The organism is Roseovarius bejariae, assembly GCF_009669325.1.
GTDB lineage: Bacteria > Pseudomonadota > Alphaproteobacteria > Rhodobacterales > Rhodobacteraceae > Roseovarius > Roseovarius bejariae.
Window position 1 is genome coordinate 1171932 of record NZ_SZWE01000001.1, and the last position, 16415, is coordinate 1188346.

Sequence of the window (16415 nt, forward strand, 5' to 3'; positions counted from 1 at the left end):
CGCGTTTATCCCGCCGCCCGGGCCTTGATCATATCGGCGGCCTTCTCGGCAATCATCGTCACCGGCGCATGGGTATTTCCCGAGGTGATCGACGGCATCACCGAGGCATCCGCGACACTCAAATTCGCAATCCCCTCTACCGTCAATTCCGGCGAGACAACCGCGCCCGGATCACTGCCCATCCGGCAGGTCGAAACCGGGTGGAAAATCGTGGTTGATATATCCCCCGCCGCGCGGGCCAAGGCCGCCTCCCCCTGAATATCCGCCCCGGGCAGGTATTCATGCGGCGCGAATTCCTGCATCCGATCCGTTGCCATCAACCGCCTTGCATGCTGAATGGATTGCACCGCCACCCGCCTGTCGCCTTCTGTCCCAAGGTAATTGGGCCGGATCGCGGGCGGTGCGGCGGGATCGGCGTTGGCAATATGGCATGTCCCCCGGCTTTCCGGCCTCAGGTTGCAGACCGACACCGTCATTGCCGGGAAGCGATGCAGCGGCTCGCCGAATTTATCCAATGACAGCGGCTGCACATGGTACTCGATATTCGCGGTCTCATGCTCCGGGCCCGAGCGCGTGAAAATACCAAGCTGGCTGGGCGCCATCGCCAAGGGCCCCGAGCGGTTCAGCGCATATTGCGCCGCGATCTTGGCCTTTCCAAGGGGCGAGGCATAAAGATCGTTCAGTGTCTGCGCGCCCTTGATCCTGAACACCGTCCGGATTTGCAGGTGATCCTGAAGGTTCTCGCCCACACCGGGCAGGTCATGACACACCTCAACCCCATGGTCACGCAGCACCGCCTCCGGCCCGATACCCGAAAGCTGCAAAATCTTGGGCGTCCCGATGGCCCCTGCCGCCAGCACCACCTCGGCCCCCGCTGTAGCATGGCACTCCCGCCCCTTGTGGCGAAAGCGAACACCCGTCGCGCGCCGCCCTTCAAGGCTCAGGCCCAGAACCTCGGCCCCGGTCATGATCCGCAGGTTGGGCCGACCCCGCGCCGGATCAAGAAAGGCTTTGCGCGCGTTCCACCGCACGCCGCCCTTCTGCGTCACCTCGAAATATCCGACGCCCTCGTTATCGCCGGAATTGAAATCCTCAGTGGTTTCGATGCCCAGTTCCTGCGCCGCCTCGATCACCGCATCCAGAATCGGCCAACTCAGCCTCTGCTGTTCCACGCGCATCTCGCCATCACCACCATGCGCCCCGGTTTCACCAAGGTAATGCTGCTCGGACCGCTTGAAATACGGCAGCACATCGTCCCAGCTCCAACCCGGATTGCCCATCTGCCGCCAGCCATCATAATCCCGCGCCTGCCCGCGCATGTAGATCATGCCGTTGATCGACGAACAGCCGCCCAAGACCTTGCCGCGCGGGTAGTTGAGCGCGCGCCCGTTCAAGCCCGGTTCCGGCTCGGTTTTCAGGCACCAATCCAGCGTCGGGTCGCCCATGGCATAAAGATACCCTACCGGCACATGCACCCAGAACCTGTTGTCACTCCCCCCGGCCTCCAGCAGCAGAACCCGCGCCTTGGGGTCTTCCGACAGGCGGTTGGCCAGCACACAGCCCGCCGAACCCGCGCCGACGACGATATAATCATAGGTGCCTTCATCAATCATCGCGTCACTCATCCTGCCTGCCCCGCCATGACGCAAAGAATCTCGAACATGATCGAGACACCCAGAAAGGCCGTGCCGCCGGATTGGTCGAAGGGTGGCGACACCTCGACCATATCGGCACCGACGATGTTCAACCCCTGCAACTCCCGGCACACCTGCAACGCCTGAAAACTGTTCGGCCCGCCCACCTCGGGCGTGCCGGTGCCGGGGGCAAAAGTCGGGTCGACGAAATCGATGTCATAGCTGACATAGGTCTCCCCATCGCCCGCGATCTCGCGCGCCTCGGCCATGACATCCTCGACGCCCCGGGCATGAAATTCCTCGATCTCGATGATCCGAATCCCCTCGGCCCTGGCGAAATCGCGGTCCTCGCTGTCATACATCGTGCCACGAATCCCGATCTGCACCACGCGCTTGGGGTCCAGAAGCCCCTCCTCCACCGCACGGCGGAAGGGGGTGCCATGAGTATACATGGTGCCATTGAAATAGCTGTGAAACAGGTCCGTGTGGCTGTCGAAATGCACCATGCCAAGCGGCGCATCCTTGGCCAGCGCCCGAAGAACGGGAAGCGAGGTCAGATGATCGCCCCCGGCGGTCAGCGGCCGGATGCCCGCCGCTTTGACCTTGTCGTAAAAGGCCGTGATCCGCTCCATGCTGTCCATGATATCCGCCGGGTTCGGCCCCACATCCCCCAGATCGGCACAGTTCACAGCCTCGAACGGGCGCATCCCGCTGGTGGCATGCTGCGCGCGGATCATGGTCGAGGCATCGCGCAACTGCCGCGGCCCGTGGCGCGGGCCGGGCCGGTTCGTCGTGCCGCTGTCCCACGGCACGCCGATCAACCCGATGTCGACCTCGCCCAGACGTTCATGCTCCAGCGGAACATGCGGCAAGCGCATGAAGGTCGGCACCCCCGCAAACCGCGGCAGTTCAAAGCCGCTTACCGGTTGAAAGAAATCATCGCTCATCCCAGTCCTCCCAATCGTTTGTGCGCCGTCACTGGCCCATCCCCCTGCGCCGCGATCCGCGCGATGGCCTCCTCCAATGGCTCATAGGCCACGGCCATGTGATAAACATTGGCATGCAACAGGGTCCTGCCATCCACGACCCAAGCCACATGCCCTTTCCAGAACAGCAGATCCCCCCGCTCCGGTGGCGTACCTGTCGGCAGGGTCCGGCCAAGGCCCGCCTCCTGCGGGCCGCTGTCACTCGGGCAGGCCTGTCCACAGGCCAAAAGCGCCGCATGCACCAACCCCGAACAATCCACGCCCCAAATACTGTTGCCGCCCCAAAGATAGGGCACGCCAAGGTAAACTTCGGCCACAGTCACCGGGTCGTTGGCAGGTTCATCACTTAGATGCGCCGTCGGAATCCAACCCAGTTCGGTTTGCGAAAACCGGCCTTCCTGCCCGCTGACCGCCACTTTCGACAAATGCGCCAGGGCCGCCCGCTCGGGCGATTTGAAATCTGGCTCGGCATAGGCATGTGTCTGCCGCGCGCGCACCCGATGGGTTGGGTCTGGCCGCGCATACTCTGGCATAACCGCCGCCTCAAGCAGCCACCCCGCATGCCCCGTATCGGGCGAGTGCCCACGGGCAAACCCGTCCCGCCGCTCTGTGATCACGAATTGCTCCCCATAGCGCAACTGGCGGTCACGGCTCTGGCCCACCTCTTGGAAAAGGTCCGTGACAGGATGCGCGACAAAGGTTGGCTCGGGCGACGTCATGCTTTCAAGACATCCGGCAAGCTCTGCAAGATCGCCCGCGCCCCCATGCCGACACCGCCCTTGGGACGCGCCGGTTTTGCCTCGGGGTTCCAGCCGTAGACGTCGAAATGCGCATATCGCACCTCCCCCGCAAACCGCCGCAGGAAAAGCGCCGCGGTGATCGCCCCGGCAAAGCCGCCCTTGGGCGCATTATCCAGATCGGCAATCCCCGGTTCGATCATCGCCTCGTAGGGCAGGTGCAGCGGCAAGCGCCAGACCGGATCGGCGACCTGTGCGGCGGCCTGTTCCACGGCTCCGACAAAAGCCGCATCGTCACAGAAATAGGGCGCCAGATCGGGGCCCACAGCCACCCTCGCCGCACCGGTCAGCGTGGCCATCGACAGCATGAAATCCGGCTCCGCTTCGGCCGCATAGGCCAAGGCATCGGCCAGAACCAGGCGCCCCTCGGCATCGGTGTTGTTGATTTCCACGGTCAGTCCGTTGCGCGCGGTCAGGATATCACCGGGCCGGAAGGCATTGCCGCTCACCGCGTTTTCCACCGCCGGGATCAGCACCCGCAAGCGCAGCGGCAGGCCCAGCTCCATGATCATCTGCGCCAGCCCCAGAACCGTGGCCGCGCCCCCCATGTCCTTTTTCATCAGGGCCATAGACCCGCCGGGCTTGAGGTTCAAACCGCCGGTGTCGAAACACACCCCCTTACCGACAAGGGTTAGCAACGGCCCGGCCACACCCCATTGCATGTCGATCAATCGCGGCGCGGCGCCGGGCGCGGCAGCCCGCCCCACGGTATGGATCAGGGGAAAGTTCCGCTCCAACAACTCGTCGCCCCGGATCACCTCGATCTCGGCCTCGTGCTGTGCGGCCATGGCCACGCAGGCCGCTTCCAATTCCGAAGGGCCCATATCGCTCGTGGGGGTATTGATCAGATCGCGGGTCAGGCACTCCCCCGCTGCAATCGCCTCCAGACGCGCAGCCTCGACACCCTCGGGGGCGACAAGCTTGGCCCCCGGCGCGGTCTGCGTGCGATAGCGGTCAAAGACATAGCCCGCCAAAAGCCAGCCCAGCGCCTCTTCCTCGGCGCGGCCCTCGGGAAGCCCTTCAAAGCGATACACCCCCTCCGGCAGGCTCAGCGCCACCGCCGCCAGATGAAACCGCCCGCGCGCCCGTGCCTCGGGCGTGCCATAGCCTGCGATCGCCATGGCAAGGCTTCCATCCTCGCCCGGCACCATCAGAACCTTGCCAAGCGCGGCAGAGAACCCCGCGGCCTTGACCCATGCGGCAACGCGCTCGGGCTGTGTTGCCATCCAATCGTCCAGCGCGTCTTGGCCCACCACATGCAGCGGAATGGCTCCCTTGGTGTCGGTGGCAAAGTTTAGTCCCATGGCGCGCGCTCCTGTCATTCGGAATGTCGCGCACAGCCTAGCCCAGTCATGCCTGCCTGCAAGTCATCAAATACTCAGGTCTTGCAACTCCCAGATCTCGCTAAGCGATCGCTCCCCGATCCGCAACAGTCGCGCCAGCACAGCACCCAGCGCCACGGCGTCACCGGCATCAATGCAATCGGTCACGTCACGCGCCACCCGCGCCAGCATCCACATCCCGATCTGTTCGGCGATGGCAATCAGGCTGCGGGCCGATTTGCGCATATCCCCGGTGCGCCGCTCGCGGTAGCACCGCTCAGTATGCGACAGCCGCGCCGCCAGTTCCTCCAAGGCGCGGCACACCACGTTTTCCGCGCCCCGTTCCCCCAGTTGGTCATACAAGTCTTTCAACCGGTCAGGATCAAAGCGCACAACTTCATTCTGCGTCAACATCGTTATCTGTTCCACATTCTCACCCCATTCGTGATGCCCCCACGGACAACCCCAGACTGGCCCAAAAATGGTTCCCAAATCCTTTCCCGAAGCCTCCGGGCACCCGATTTTGTCTCTCGAATTCTGTACAAATACGCTTTATCGATGGTCCGGTATCGAACGAAGAGAGTGATAATGGAAAACGCACGCCCATTGCCCAGCTACCTTGTACAGCGCTTCCATGGGTGGAAGGCCACGGCCTATGCCGAGAACAAGGCGTGGTACCGCCGCTTGGCAGACGAAGGCCAGCGCCCGCGTGCAATGATGATCTCCTGCTGCGACAGCCGCGTGCACGTCACCTCGATCTTCGGTGCCGATCAAGGTGAGTTCTTCATTCACCGCAATATTGCCAACCTCGTGCCGCCGCATGAACCCGATGGCAATCAGCACGGGACATCGGCGGCGGTGGAGTATGCCGTGACGGCCCTCAAGGTCGCTCATATCATCGTCATGGGGCACTCGAAATGCGGTGGCGTGCAGGGCTGTCTCGACATGTGCTCGGGCAGGGCCCCGCAACTCGAAGAGAAAAGCAGCTTCGTTGGCCGCTGGATGGACATCCTGCGCCCCGGCTATGACCGGGTCAAGGACATCACCGACGAGGACGCCCAAAGCCGCGCACTCGAAAAAGAGGCGGTCATGGTCTCACTGGAAAACCTGATGACCTTCCCCTTCGTCGCCGAAGCCGTCAAAACCGGAGACCTCAGCCTGCACGGCGTCTGGCACGACATCGGCGAAGGCAGCGTGGAACAATACATCCCCGGCAAAGGCGCGTTCGTTCCGGTCTGAGCGGCACCGCCCCGTTTTCTTGCGATAGCGGGGCGGAACATGCCCCTTACCGCAAAACCTTTCCCTCGGGCCATTGCAGGTCATAGTCCAACCCGATCTCGCGGGTCTCCCCTGCGCCTATATCAAAGGACCACGCCAGCACCCCGCGTTTGCCGTCCACGTCCACTTCGCTCGCTTGCGGCGTAGCCTCCCATTCCACCTCCAGCTCTTCCTGTTCGGAATAGGGGACCCGGTCCAGAACCCGCAGCGGCCACGCCTGCCCGGTCAGGTTTTCCACCTCGATCTTCACCGTTTCGGTCAAATCGCTTGAGCGGGTAATGACGCCGCGCTGCCCTTCCTCACGGCCCAGAACCGTCCGCGTCAGGCGCAACCCGTCGATGGGACCGAACGACAAATCTGCCTCGCCGCCTGCCGGGATCATCTCAAGGAACTGTTTGCCGATGAAACGCCCATCCAGATAGAATATCGCCTCGCCCGTGGGCAGGATCAATTCATCCATGTCATTCTCGACCCGCGCCATCAGGAAGGCGCTCGGATCATGCAACGGCACGGCCCGCGCCTCGACCTGCGCCTGCGTTTCAAGCGTACCCAGCGCCAGCCGCACACGGTCCGCACCCGTGGCCACGGAGACATTACCGGGGTAATCGTAGGTCACCGCCAGACCATCGAAAGTCGCCTGCGCGGCCTCCACCGGCATCGGCTCGGCCTGTGGTGCCGCCATCCCGACCATCGCGTCGGCCTCGCTCCGCATCAACGGTTTGGGCCGGATTTTCTCGGGGTCGAAGACCCGCCGCAACCACGGGAACACCTCGCTCGGGGCCACCTGCTCAGACGGGCGCACCGTGGAGAGCGTCATCGCCACATCACTCCAGTTCTCGCCCGTGCTCTGCCGCACGAAGGCGCCGCGTTCGATCCGCAAATCGCCCGACTCGCGTGCCAGATGCAGGTCATAGACCGGCGTCCAGCCAGCCTCGCGGATGGTGTAGCTGACCCGCACCGTGCCTTCCGTGGCCTCCTCACTGGAAACGGCCACGGCCAGCATCGCGCGCGCCTCTTTCTCGGGCACCAAGGCGCGCAGGGCCGCGCGCGCGGCCTCCAACTCCTTGCGCAGGTCCTTGAGGGCACGGTCCGCCTCCCCGGCCCGGCGCTCGGCCTCATGGGCCGCGCGCATCGCCGACAGGCTTTCGTCGCCGATCATCCCCACCAGATCGCGCAGATCGGTTGTATTCATGCCGGCCACGGCCTCGCCCTGGCCCAACCGCTCCAGGAACGCCACCCGCGCCTTGGCCGCCTGCACCTCCAACTGGATCGCCCGCACATCGGCCTCGCCATCGCGCAACGCGGCCTCCAGCCGCTCCACCTCGGCGCGGGCCGCCTCGCGCGCGGCGCTCATATCCGGGTCACGCGGCGGCACGAAATCATCGCGCGCCGTGACACTCCCCATCACTGCACCGTCGACACTGACGCGCACAGCCGCCAAGGGCGTGCCTTTGGGCAAATCCGTCAGGATCAAGTCATGCCGCCCGGCGGGCGTGCTGAACTCCACCTCACGCACCACGGTAGCCCCTTGCGGGTACAGCGTGACCGCACTCACCTCGCTTTGAAGGGGGATGTCCTCGGCCCATGCCGCCACCGGCAATGCCATGAAAACAAGGGGATAGGTAAAACGCATGCCGGGCCTCCTGACAGTAAACTCACCGTTCTACTTGGGCAGAGCCCCCACCGCTTGGCAAGCCGCATGTCGCGGAACACGGCAATTCCCCGCCGACGCGGAACGCAAAACGGCGGGCGCAGTTCCCCGCGCCCGCCGTTCAAAAGACTCTTCAAAAAAGCGCTCAGCCTTTCTGCAACACCCGCTTGCCCAGCGTCTCGGCAATCTGCACCGCGTTCAGGGCCGCGCCCTTGCGCAGGTTGTCCGACACGCACCACAGGTTGATACCATTGTCGATGGTGCTGTCCTGCCGGATACGGCTGATGAAGGTGGCAAAATCGCCGACGCATTCCACCGGCGTGACGTATCCACCGTCCTCGCGCTTGTCGATCACCATGATGCCGGGCGCCTCACGCAGGATGTGGCGCGCCTCTTCCTCGTCCAGATGATCCTCGAACTCGATATTGACGGCTTCCGAGTGCCCCACGAACACCGGCACACGCACGCAGGTTGCGGTGACCTTGATCGCCGGGTCGATGATCTTCTTGGTCTCGGCGACCATCTTCCACTCTTCCTTGGTCGACCCGTCCTCAAGGAAAACATCGATATGCGGAATCACGTTGAAGGCGATCTGCTTGGGGTACACCTTGGCCTCATACTCATCGGTCGGATTGTACACCGCCTTGGTCTGGTCCCACAGCTCGTCAATCGCCTCTTTCCCCGAGCCCGAGACCGACTGGTATGTGCTCACTACGACCCGCTTGATCGTCGCGCGATCGTGCAGCGGCTTGAGGGCCACGACCATTTGCGCGGTCGAACAGTTGGGGTTGGCAATGATGTTCTTCTTGGCATAGCCATCCACCGCCTCGGGGTTGCACTCCGGAACCACCAAGGGCACGTCCGGATCATAGCGGTAAAGCGAGCTGTTATCGATCACGACACAGCCTTGGCTGGCGGCCTTGGGTGCGTATTTCTTCGTGGCGTCCGAGCCGATGGCGAACAGCGCCATGTCCCACCCGGTGAAATCAAACGTGTCCAGATCTTCGGTTTTCAGGGTGGTGTCACCAAAGCTCACCTCGGTTCCGAGGCTGCGGCGGCTTGCCAGCACGGCAATCTCGTCCACAGGGAACTGGCGCTCGGCCAGAATGTTCAGCATTTCGCGGCCCACGTTGCCCGTGGCACCCACGACGACGACCTTATAACCCATCTGAGTTCTCCGTTTCCAAAAGTGGCCGGGTCATACCGCAGCGCAGCATTGATTTAAAGCGTTTTCGGGGATCAATGAGTCTTGTGCGGGCGCAATCGCGTTCGAGCCAAAGGCGAGAGACAGCGAATGCGCCCTCCTTTGAGCCTGAAACGCTCTAAAGCGGATTTACGAAATGGACAGCATCACACCCTGTGATACGGGCTCCCCGCCAAAATCGAAGCCGCCCGATAAAGCTGCTCCGACAGCATCACACGCGCCAGCATATGCGGCCAGACCATCGCGCCGAAGGACAGCTTGAAATCCGCCTTGGCGCGCAGGGCCGGGTCCACCCCGTCCGCACCGCCGATGACAAAGGCCAGATCGCCCCGCCCCTCGTCGCGCCAGGCACCCAGCTTGTCGGCAAACTGCGGCGAGGGGATCACCTTGCCCCGCTCATCCATGACCACCAGAACCGCGCCCTTGGGAATCGCCCGCTCCAACAGTACGGCCTCGGCCGCCATGCCGCCGCCCTTCTTGTCCTCGACCTCATGCACGGAAACAGGGCCAAGCCCCAAGGCTCGGCCCGTCTTGTCAAATCGGGTCAGGTAATCGTCGATCAATGCGCGTTCAGGGCCGGCACGCAACCGGCCCACTGCGCAGATATGCACCTTCATTCAGCTCTCGGTGACTGGCTCCGGGGAAGTCGCACCGCCGGAAAGCCACATCTTCTCAAGCTGATAGAAATCGCGAACTTCGGGGCGGAAGACATGGACAATCACATCGCCCGTGTCGATCAGCACCCAATCGCCCGCCTCCTTGCCCTCGATCTTCGACAGGATTCCGTATTCCTGCTTCAGAGCATCGGCCAGTTTCTCGGCAATCGCCGTGACCTGCCGCGACGACCGTCCCGAGCAGATCACCATGTAATCGCCCATCGCCGATTTGCCGCGCAGGTCAACCTGCACGATGTCCTCGGCCTTGTCGTCGTCAAGGGATTTCAGGATGCGCGCAAGCTGTGCCTCGCTATTCGCGCCTGTGCCGGGCGCCATCACGGGCGCCCCCTGTTCGGCGGCCTGTGCCGCGTCAGCCGTAAAAGACAGGACATTGTCCTCCTTCGCAAAAGCGCCGCTCAGCCCCGGCGCCGGGCATACTTATAAGGTAGCAATTGAAGCCCGCCATTTCAACAAAGCCCTGCGCAGGCTCAGATGCCCTGTGCCCCATCTGCCGCATCCCCCAACATCCGCACCTCGCGCTGCGGGAATGGGATGGAGATGTCATTCTCCTGAAACTTGTCCCATAACGCCAGATAGACATTGCCGCGAATATTGGTCAGGCCGCCCGTCGGGTCACTGATCCAGAACCGCAGGATATAATCCACGCTGCTGTCGCCAAAGCCCACGATATGGCAGACGGGCGGCTTGAACTCCAATACCCGGTCCACGCTCTTGGCCGCCTCGATGGCCAGCGCTCGCACCTTGTGCGGATCGTCGCCATAGGCCGTCCCGAAATAAATATCCAACCGCACGTAATCGTTGGAATGGGACCAGTTGACCACCTGCCCGGTGATCAGGTCCTCGTTCGGGATCAGGTACTCGCGCCCGTCGCGGGTGGTGATCGACACGTACCGCGCCCCAAGGCTGTTGATCCAACCGAAGGTCTCGCCAAGGCTGATCACATCGCCCGGCTTGATCGACCGATCCAGCAACAGGATCACCCCCGACACAAGGTTCGACACCACCTTTTGCAGGCCAAAGCCAAGGCCCACACCGATCGCGCCGGACAGCACCGCAAGCCCCGTCAGGTCCACGCCAACGGCCCGCAAGCCGATAAAAAACGCCGCACCATACAGCAAAAGCTGCATGAACTTCACCGCCAAAACCTGCATCGATGGCGAAATCTCGTCATTGCTGCGGATGCGCGACGCCGTGGTTTTCGACACGAATCGCGCCGCGAACATCAAGGCGGCGACAATCACCACCGCCTGCGCCACCATCCAGACCGACAGGCGCATATCCCCGATGCTCACCGCCGCGCTGTCCAGAAGCCGCTCGGCTTCGTCCGTCAGCCCCAGAATGCTCAGTGTCACCCATGTCCAGGCGGCATAGCGCACCAGGCTGCGCAAGAAACCGTTGACGATGAACCGCGTGACCACCGTGATCAGCAGCCACGCCAAGGCAAGGCTCGCCAACACCTCCAACAGGTAGGACCGAGACGGCCAAGTCGTGGCCTGCATGACCCAGACCACCGGCCAGATCATCGCCACGAACAGGATCAGCCGCATCCGCCGATGGATCATCACCAGAAAGCGCATCCGCCACTTGGGCCAGCCCTCGCGCCCGCGCATCCAATCGTGAAACCGCGGCGCCAGCAGCTTGGCCAGAAGCGCGGCAAAGACAAAGACGCCCACCGCGATCGCCACCTGATAGGCGTTCCACGGCCGCAACAGGCCCATCGCGAAAGTCTCGACATGCTCCCACAGGCCCAGCGCGATCTCCTGGGTATCCTGCGGTATGGCCCGTGACAGGCCGTCCCGTTTGACGTCTTCTTCCATGAGTCCAGATTACACGCCCCGCGCCCGTCAACAAGCACCGTCTGGACATTCCCCCGCGCCCGCGTTCATCCTGTCGCTCGACGAATGACCCGGAGATCCCCATGACGACCACCCTTCTGACCCATGACGATGGCCTCAAGCATGTCACGCCCCCCGGCCACCCCGAACAGGTGGCCCGGCTGGAACGGGTCCGGGCCGCGCTTGCCGGCAAGGATCTGACCCACGAAGAAGCCCCGCTTGCCACCGAAGACGACCTGCGTCTTACGCATCCCCAAGCACATATCGACCACATCAAATCCTCCGAGCCGTCCGAGGGGATCATTCAACTGGACGCCGATACATGGATGTCTCCCGGCTCGGTCAATGCCGCCCTGCGCGGGGTGGGGGCCGCCCTGCGCGCCACCGATCTTGTACTTGCAGGCGATACGCAAAACGCCTTTTGCGCCATGCGCCCGCCCGGCCACCACGCCGAGACGCAAAAGACCATGGGCTTTTGCCTTTTCGGCACCGTGGCGATCGCCGCCAAACACGCTCTGGAACGCCATGGATTGTCACGTGTGGCGGTTGTGGATTTCGACGTCCACCACGGCAACGGCACGCAGGATTTGCTCTGGGACGAGGCGCGCACGCTCTTTGTTTCCTCGCACCAATTCCCGCTCTGGCCCGGCACTGGCCGGTCCAGCGAAATCGGCGCGCATGACAACGTGATCAACGTGCCCCTCGACCCGATGACCGATGGCGAAACCTTCCGCGCCACCTATGAGGAACGGGTTTTCCCCCGCCTCGGCGCCTTCGCGCCCGAACTTCTCATCATCTCGGCCGGGTTCGACGCCCACCGCGACGACCCGCTGGCACAACTCAACCTGCTTGAGGATGATTTTGCATGGGTCACGAACCGTCTCTGCGACATCACCGACAAGCACTGTCAGGGGCGCGTCGTCTCTGTCCTCGAAGGCGGCTACGACCTTGACGCGCTGGCCTCCAGCGCGGCGGCGCATGTGGATGTGCTGATCGCGCGCGGGTAAATTCCGGCCTGAAACGCGCCGCGCGTGCGTTTCAGGATCAACTTCACAGAAAGACACCACGGTCAGGACGGCTCAGATGCCCCGCGCACCGGCCACCGAATACACCTCGACCGGTTCCAGAACCATGTCGAACCCCAGCTTGAGGCATACCGCCAGAACCAGCGTGGCAAGCAGAATTCGCACCTGCTCGGCCTTCAGCAACAACCCGATCCTTGATCCGATCTGCGCCCCGATCACACCGCCGACAATCAGCAAAACAGCCAGAACCGTGTCCACGGTATGACTGCTGTAGGCATGCATCATCGTGGTATAGGCCGAAACGAAAAGGATCTGGAAAAGCGACGTGCCCACCACGACCTTTGTCGGCATACCAAGGATGTAAATCATCGCCGGCACGATCACAAAGCCGCCACCGACCCCCATGATCGCGGAAAGCACCCCCACGAAAAACCCGACGATCAACGGCGGGAAAACCGAAATATACAATTTCGACGTGCGAAACCTGACCCGCAGCGGCATGGCATGAACCCAATCGCGGCGCGTGCGCCTGACTTTCGGTTTCGGGCCCTGCATCTTGGCCCGACGGATAGCGTTCAGGCTTTCGATGAACATCAACGCGCCGATCAGGCCCAGAAAGACCACGTAGAACAGGTTGACCAGCAGATCCACCTGCCCGAGCTGCCGCAAGAGGTTGAAGACATATACCCCCACGGTCGATCCGGCCAGCCCGCCGCACATCAACGCGAACCCCATGGGAAAATCCACCGTCCCGCGCCGCAGGTGCGCAAGGATGGCCGAAAAGGACGAGGCAACGATCTGGTTGGCCGAAGTGGCAACGGCAACGGCGGGCGGAATACCGATAAAGAACAAAAGCGGCGTGATCAGGAACCCGCCCCCGACGCCGAACATCCCCGACAACAGCCCGACAACCAGCCCGACAGACAGCAGAAGAGGCCCGTTCACAGAGACTTCGGCTATTGGCAGGTACAGTTGCATGGCGCTGACTTGGGATATTGCGTTTATCCGGCCTCTACGCCCAAGACACGCAGGATGCAAGCCACGGCACCGGCAAATCCGGCCCGCCGCCCCGATGCCCTGCGATGGCATGTTGTCCGCGCCTGCCCCCTCCCTCGGGGCGCGGGCCTTGTCGTGCCGTAAGCAACAGTTCGCTCATCACATCCCAATGCGGCTCCACTTACAACCTGTAAGCATCCTGTAAGCAAGGGCTGCTTCTGGTCTGTCTCGCGCGGCATGGCCTTCTGCACGCTCGCGCGGAATAGAACACGGAGCAGACCCTTTGAACACCCTCTCATTGCCCCCGATGCTGTTGCTCGGATTTGCCGGGCAGCTACTCTTCGCCTCGCGGTTCTTGGTGCAGTGGATCGCATCTGAACGCGCTGGGGCCTCTGTCATGCCGATCGTTTTCTGGTGGATATCACTGGCGGGCGGCGTCACGCTTCTGACCTACGCGATATGGCGGCAGGACCCCGTTTTCATCATGGGGCAATCGCTTGGTCTCATCGTCTATCTGCGAAATCTCGTTCTCATCTCTCGTGCGCGGCTCAATGATGCCGCGTCCTGACAGGTTTTACATTCTCGTCGGCTTCACGCTCCTGATGGTGTCGGGCGTGCTTTTGCGCCCGATGATGCCGATAGACGAGACCCGTTATCTGTCCGTGGCATGGGAAATGCGGCTTGGCGATCACTGGCTGGTCCCCTTCAAGAATGGCACCCCCTATGATCACAAGCCCCCGCTGCTTTTCTGGCTGATGAATCTCGTCTGGCTTCCAGGAGTGAGTGAAACGGCAGCACGTCTCGTGGCCCCCGCCTTTTCCGTCGCGACCCTGTGGGCAACCGGCCGGGTGAGCGACGCAATGGGCCTGGGCCGCGACACCGGCACGGCTGCCATGCTGATCTTGACGACAGGCGCCGCATTTCTGTTTTACGGAGGCGAAACCGGCTTTGACACGATGCTGGCCCTGTCCGTCGTTTTGGCCGTTTGGCAGCTCTGGCGCATTGCGCAAGATCAGACATTCAAGACTGGTCAATGGGCACTGTTCGGCGCCGCATTGGCGCTCGGTGTCATGAGCAAAGGGCCCGTCGTTTTCGTGCATGTCCTGCCGCCCCTCGCGGGCCTGTGGCTGTGGGCGCCCCGCACCCCGCGCGTCGTCCCGGGCGTGGCCGTGGCACTGGCGGCCTGCATCGGCCTGGTCGGCCTCTGGCTGCTTCCCGCGCTTGTTCTGGGGGGGGCCGACTACCGCGAGGCCGTGCTCTGGACACAAACAGCCGGGCGCACCGTTTCGAGTTTCGCCCATGCCCATCCGGTCTGGTACTACCTGCCGCTGCTTCCGGTCTTGCTTTTTCCATGGGGGTGGCTTCCGGGCTTCTGGAAACGCCTGCCGCTGGATGCCCCCGAGCGGCTGCTCTGGATCGCCACTCTGGGGCCTTTGCTGATCTTCAGCCTTATCAGTGGGAAACAGTTGCACTATCTCGTGCCGCAGCTTCCCTGGATTGCCATACTCCTTGCGCGGCGCTGGCCGGATCGCATCCGGCATGGCTGGATTCCCGCCAGCATTCTGATCGTGCTTGCGATCGCGTTCTGCCTGCTGGCCTTCGGTGTTGCAGGGGACGAGGCCGCGCTGCTTCTGACATGGCCCATCGCCATCACCGTCGCCATTCCCCTACTGGCCGTGGCGGGGGTCATCGCGCTACGGCCCGGTTTGACGATGCTCGCGGGGCCAGCGGCCATCACCGCGCTGCACCTGTGCTACACCCTGGGTCCGGCAGGTGACATCATGTCACCTGCCCGTCTGGCCCAACGCCTGGCCCCCGCAGACGGCCACATCGCCATGATCTCCAGCGTCTATCACGCCGACTTCCATTTCGCCGGACGCCTGCAACACCCGTTCAAACTGCTGACGACGCCCGAGGACATCGAGCGTTTCGCCAAGAGCGACCCCAAGGGGGTGATCCTGGGACAGCCCGAACGCGCGCCCATGCCCTCATGGCCCCCGGCCGAAACCATCTATTACCGCAACGAGAACTGGGCCCTCTGGTCCACCAAGGACAAACCATGACAGCACCGCAAATCGCCTTCGTCGTCCCGGCCCATAACGAGGCCGGCAACCTGCCGACCCTCTTGAACGGCTTACGCAAGCTGGCCCGTGATCTCGACGCCGAAGTGCTTGTCGTGAATGATGGCTCGACCGATGAAACCGCACAACTGCTCGGCAGCTTGGCGCGTGACTGGCCCCAGCTGAGAATCGTGACGCATTCACACGCCTTGGGGCAATCCGCCGCGCTGCGCACCGGCATCCGAATGGCACGCGCGCCGATTATCGCAACCCTGGATGGCGACGGCCAGAATCCACCGGAAAACCTGCGCCCGATGATCGCCACCTTCCAGGCGTCCCCGCCATCGGTCGGCATGATCCAAGGGTTGCGCGCAAAACGCAGGGACAGCCTGTCCAAACGCCTCGCCTCCCGCTCGGCCAATGCGATCCGGGGGGCACTCCTGCGCGACGGGTGCAAGGATTCCGGCTGTGCGCTCCGGGTTTTCTGGCGACAGGCCTATCTGGACCTGCCTTGGTTCCAACACCTGCACCGGTTCATGCCCGCTCTCATGAAACGGGACGGATGGGAGGTTGTCACCATGCCGGTCTCCCACGCGCCCCGTGCAAGCGGGCAGTCACATTATACCAATTGGCAACGCGGTCTGGCCGGGCTTCCCGACCTGTTGGGCGTGGCCTGGCTGATTTGGCGGTCTCCGAAACGCATACATTATGGCTGCTGGTGGGCATCCCAAAGCCACAGCCCGGAATGCGATACCCGCCCCCAGGAATCGGCACCGGACCGTCAGAACGCAATCCCCATCGCCGCAAACAACCCAGACTCGGCGCACTCTTCGTGAACACTGCCCTTGGAAAGAGCCGATGAACACACCGCCCCACACAAGCCGCCAAGCGCCGCCCGACAGTGATCAGGGTGGTCTTGTGACCGGCGCCACACTATCTGATACTGACAC

The 16415-nt window shown here is 63.0% G+C and carries 16 protein-coding genes; 5 read left to right on the forward strand and 11 right to left on the reverse strand.

Annotation, left to right across the window (positions count from 1 at the left end; translation table 11 throughout):
- Nucleotides 1-5 precede the first annotated feature (5 nt).
- The 5 genes from FDP25_RS05620 to FDP25_RS05640 all read right to left on the reverse strand — a co-directional run bounded on the left by FDP25_RS05620 (nt 6) and on the right by FDP25_RS05640 (nt 5153).
- Nucleotides 6-1625: a GMC family oxidoreductase gene (locus FDP25_RS05620; RefSeq protein ID WP_154149748.1), complete on the reverse strand. Its 1620-nt coding sequence runs from the start codon at nt 1623-1625 to the stop codon at nt 6-8.
- The gene (gene speB / locus FDP25_RS05625; RefSeq protein ID WP_154149750.1) at nt 1622-2581 is read right to left on the reverse strand and encodes an agmatinase; all 960 of its coding nucleotides are present in this window, start codon (nt 2579-2581) and stop codon (nt 1622-1624) included. Before speB ends, FDP25_RS05620 begins: the two co-directional genes overlap by 4 nt.
- Entirely contained in the window at nt 2578-3339 is a 762-nt protein-coding gene (locus tag FDP25_RS05630; RefSeq protein ID WP_154149752.1) for a C40 family peptidase, read from the reverse strand. The genes speB and FDP25_RS05630 overlap by 4 nt, the downstream gene beginning before the upstream one ends.
- A complete protein-coding gene (locus FDP25_RS05635) occupies nt 3336-4721 on the reverse strand; it encodes a leucyl aminopeptidase family protein (RefSeq protein ID WP_154149754.1) in 1386 nt (461 codons plus the stop codon). Before FDP25_RS05635 ends, FDP25_RS05630 begins: the two co-directional genes overlap by 4 nt.
- A gap of 66 nt (nt 4722-4787) precedes the next feature.
- Nucleotides 4788-5153 (reverse strand): hypothetical protein, encoded by a 366-nt coding sequence (locus FDP25_RS05640; protein ID WP_154149756.1) that lies wholly within the window; start codon nt 5151-5153, stop codon nt 4788-4790.
- 174 nt (nt 5154-5327) lie between these two features.
- Here FDP25_RS05640 and FDP25_RS05645 point away from each other — a divergent pair, with 174 nt between their 5' ends.
- Nucleotides 5328-5978: a carbonic anhydrase gene (locus FDP25_RS05645; protein WP_154149758.1), complete on the forward strand. Its 651-nt coding sequence runs from the start codon at nt 5328-5330 to the stop codon at nt 5976-5978.
- 46 nt (nt 5979-6024) lie between these two features.
- Here FDP25_RS05645 and FDP25_RS05650 read toward each other — a convergent pair whose 3' ends face one another.
- The 5 genes from FDP25_RS05650 to FDP25_RS05670 all read right to left on the reverse strand — a co-directional run bounded on the left by FDP25_RS05650 (nt 6025) and on the right by FDP25_RS05670 (nt 11366).
- Nucleotides 6025-7650 (reverse strand): DUF4139 domain-containing protein, encoded by a 1626-nt coding sequence (locus FDP25_RS05650; protein ID WP_154149759.1) that lies wholly within the window; start codon nt 7648-7650, stop codon nt 6025-6027.
- Between the two features lie 163 nt (nt 7651-7813).
- On the reverse strand, nt 7814-8836 hold the full coding sequence (locus FDP25_RS05655) for an aspartate-semialdehyde dehydrogenase (protein ID WP_154149761.1): 1023 nt from the start codon (nt 8834-8836) through the stop codon (nt 7814-7816).
- Nucleotides 8837-9018: 182 nt separating this feature from the next.
- Nucleotides 9019-9489, reverse strand: a complete 471-nt coding sequence (gene rlmH, locus FDP25_RS05660) for a 23S rRNA (pseudouridine(1915)-N(3))-methyltransferase RlmH (RefSeq protein ID WP_154149763.1) — start codon at nt 9487-9489, stop codon at nt 9019-9021.
- Entirely contained in the window at nt 9490-9948 is a 459-nt protein-coding gene (gene rsfS, locus FDP25_RS05665) for a ribosome silencing factor (protein WP_172982812.1), read from the reverse strand. It abuts the gene before it with no gap.
- Between the two features lie 68 nt (nt 9949-10016).
- The gene (locus tag FDP25_RS05670) at nt 10017-11366 is read right to left on the reverse strand and encodes a mechanosensitive ion channel family protein (protein ID WP_154149766.1); all 1350 of its coding nucleotides are present in this window, start codon (nt 11364-11366) and stop codon (nt 10017-10019) included.
- A gap of 101 nt (nt 11367-11467) precedes the next feature.
- Here FDP25_RS05670 and FDP25_RS05675 point away from each other — a divergent pair, with 101 nt between their 5' ends.
- A complete protein-coding gene (locus tag FDP25_RS05675) occupies nt 11468-12391 on the forward strand; it encodes a histone deacetylase family protein (protein WP_154149768.1) in 924 nt (307 codons plus the stop codon).
- Nucleotides 12392-12463: 72 nt separating this feature from the next.
- On the opposite strand, the gene FDP25_RS05680 is transcribed toward FDP25_RS05675, so the two are convergent.
- Nucleotides 12464-13387: a sulfite exporter TauE/SafE family protein gene (locus FDP25_RS05680; RefSeq protein ID WP_154149770.1), complete on the reverse strand. Its 924-nt coding sequence runs from the start codon at nt 13385-13387 to the stop codon at nt 12464-12466.
- Between the two features lie 301 nt (nt 13388-13688).
- On the opposite strand from FDP25_RS05680, the gene FDP25_RS05685 reads away from it, so the two are divergent.
- The 3 genes from FDP25_RS05685 to FDP25_RS05695 are packed head-to-tail and all read left to right on the forward strand — an operon-like array spanning nt 13689 to nt 16301.
- A complete protein-coding gene (locus FDP25_RS05685) occupies nt 13689-13973 on the forward strand; it encodes a lipid-A-disaccharide synthase N-terminal domain-containing protein (protein WP_425500501.1) in 285 nt (94 codons plus the stop codon).
- A complete protein-coding gene (locus FDP25_RS05690; protein WP_154149772.1) occupies nt 13957-15468 on the forward strand; it encodes an ArnT family glycosyltransferase in 1512 nt (503 codons plus the stop codon). Before FDP25_RS05685 ends, FDP25_RS05690 begins: the two co-directional genes overlap by 17 nt.
- Entirely contained in the window at nt 15465-16301 is an 837-nt protein-coding gene (locus FDP25_RS05695) for a glycosyltransferase family 2 protein (protein WP_154149774.1), read from the forward strand. The genes FDP25_RS05690 and FDP25_RS05695 overlap by 4 nt, the downstream gene beginning before the upstream one ends.
- Nucleotides 16302-16415 lie beyond the last annotated feature (114 nt).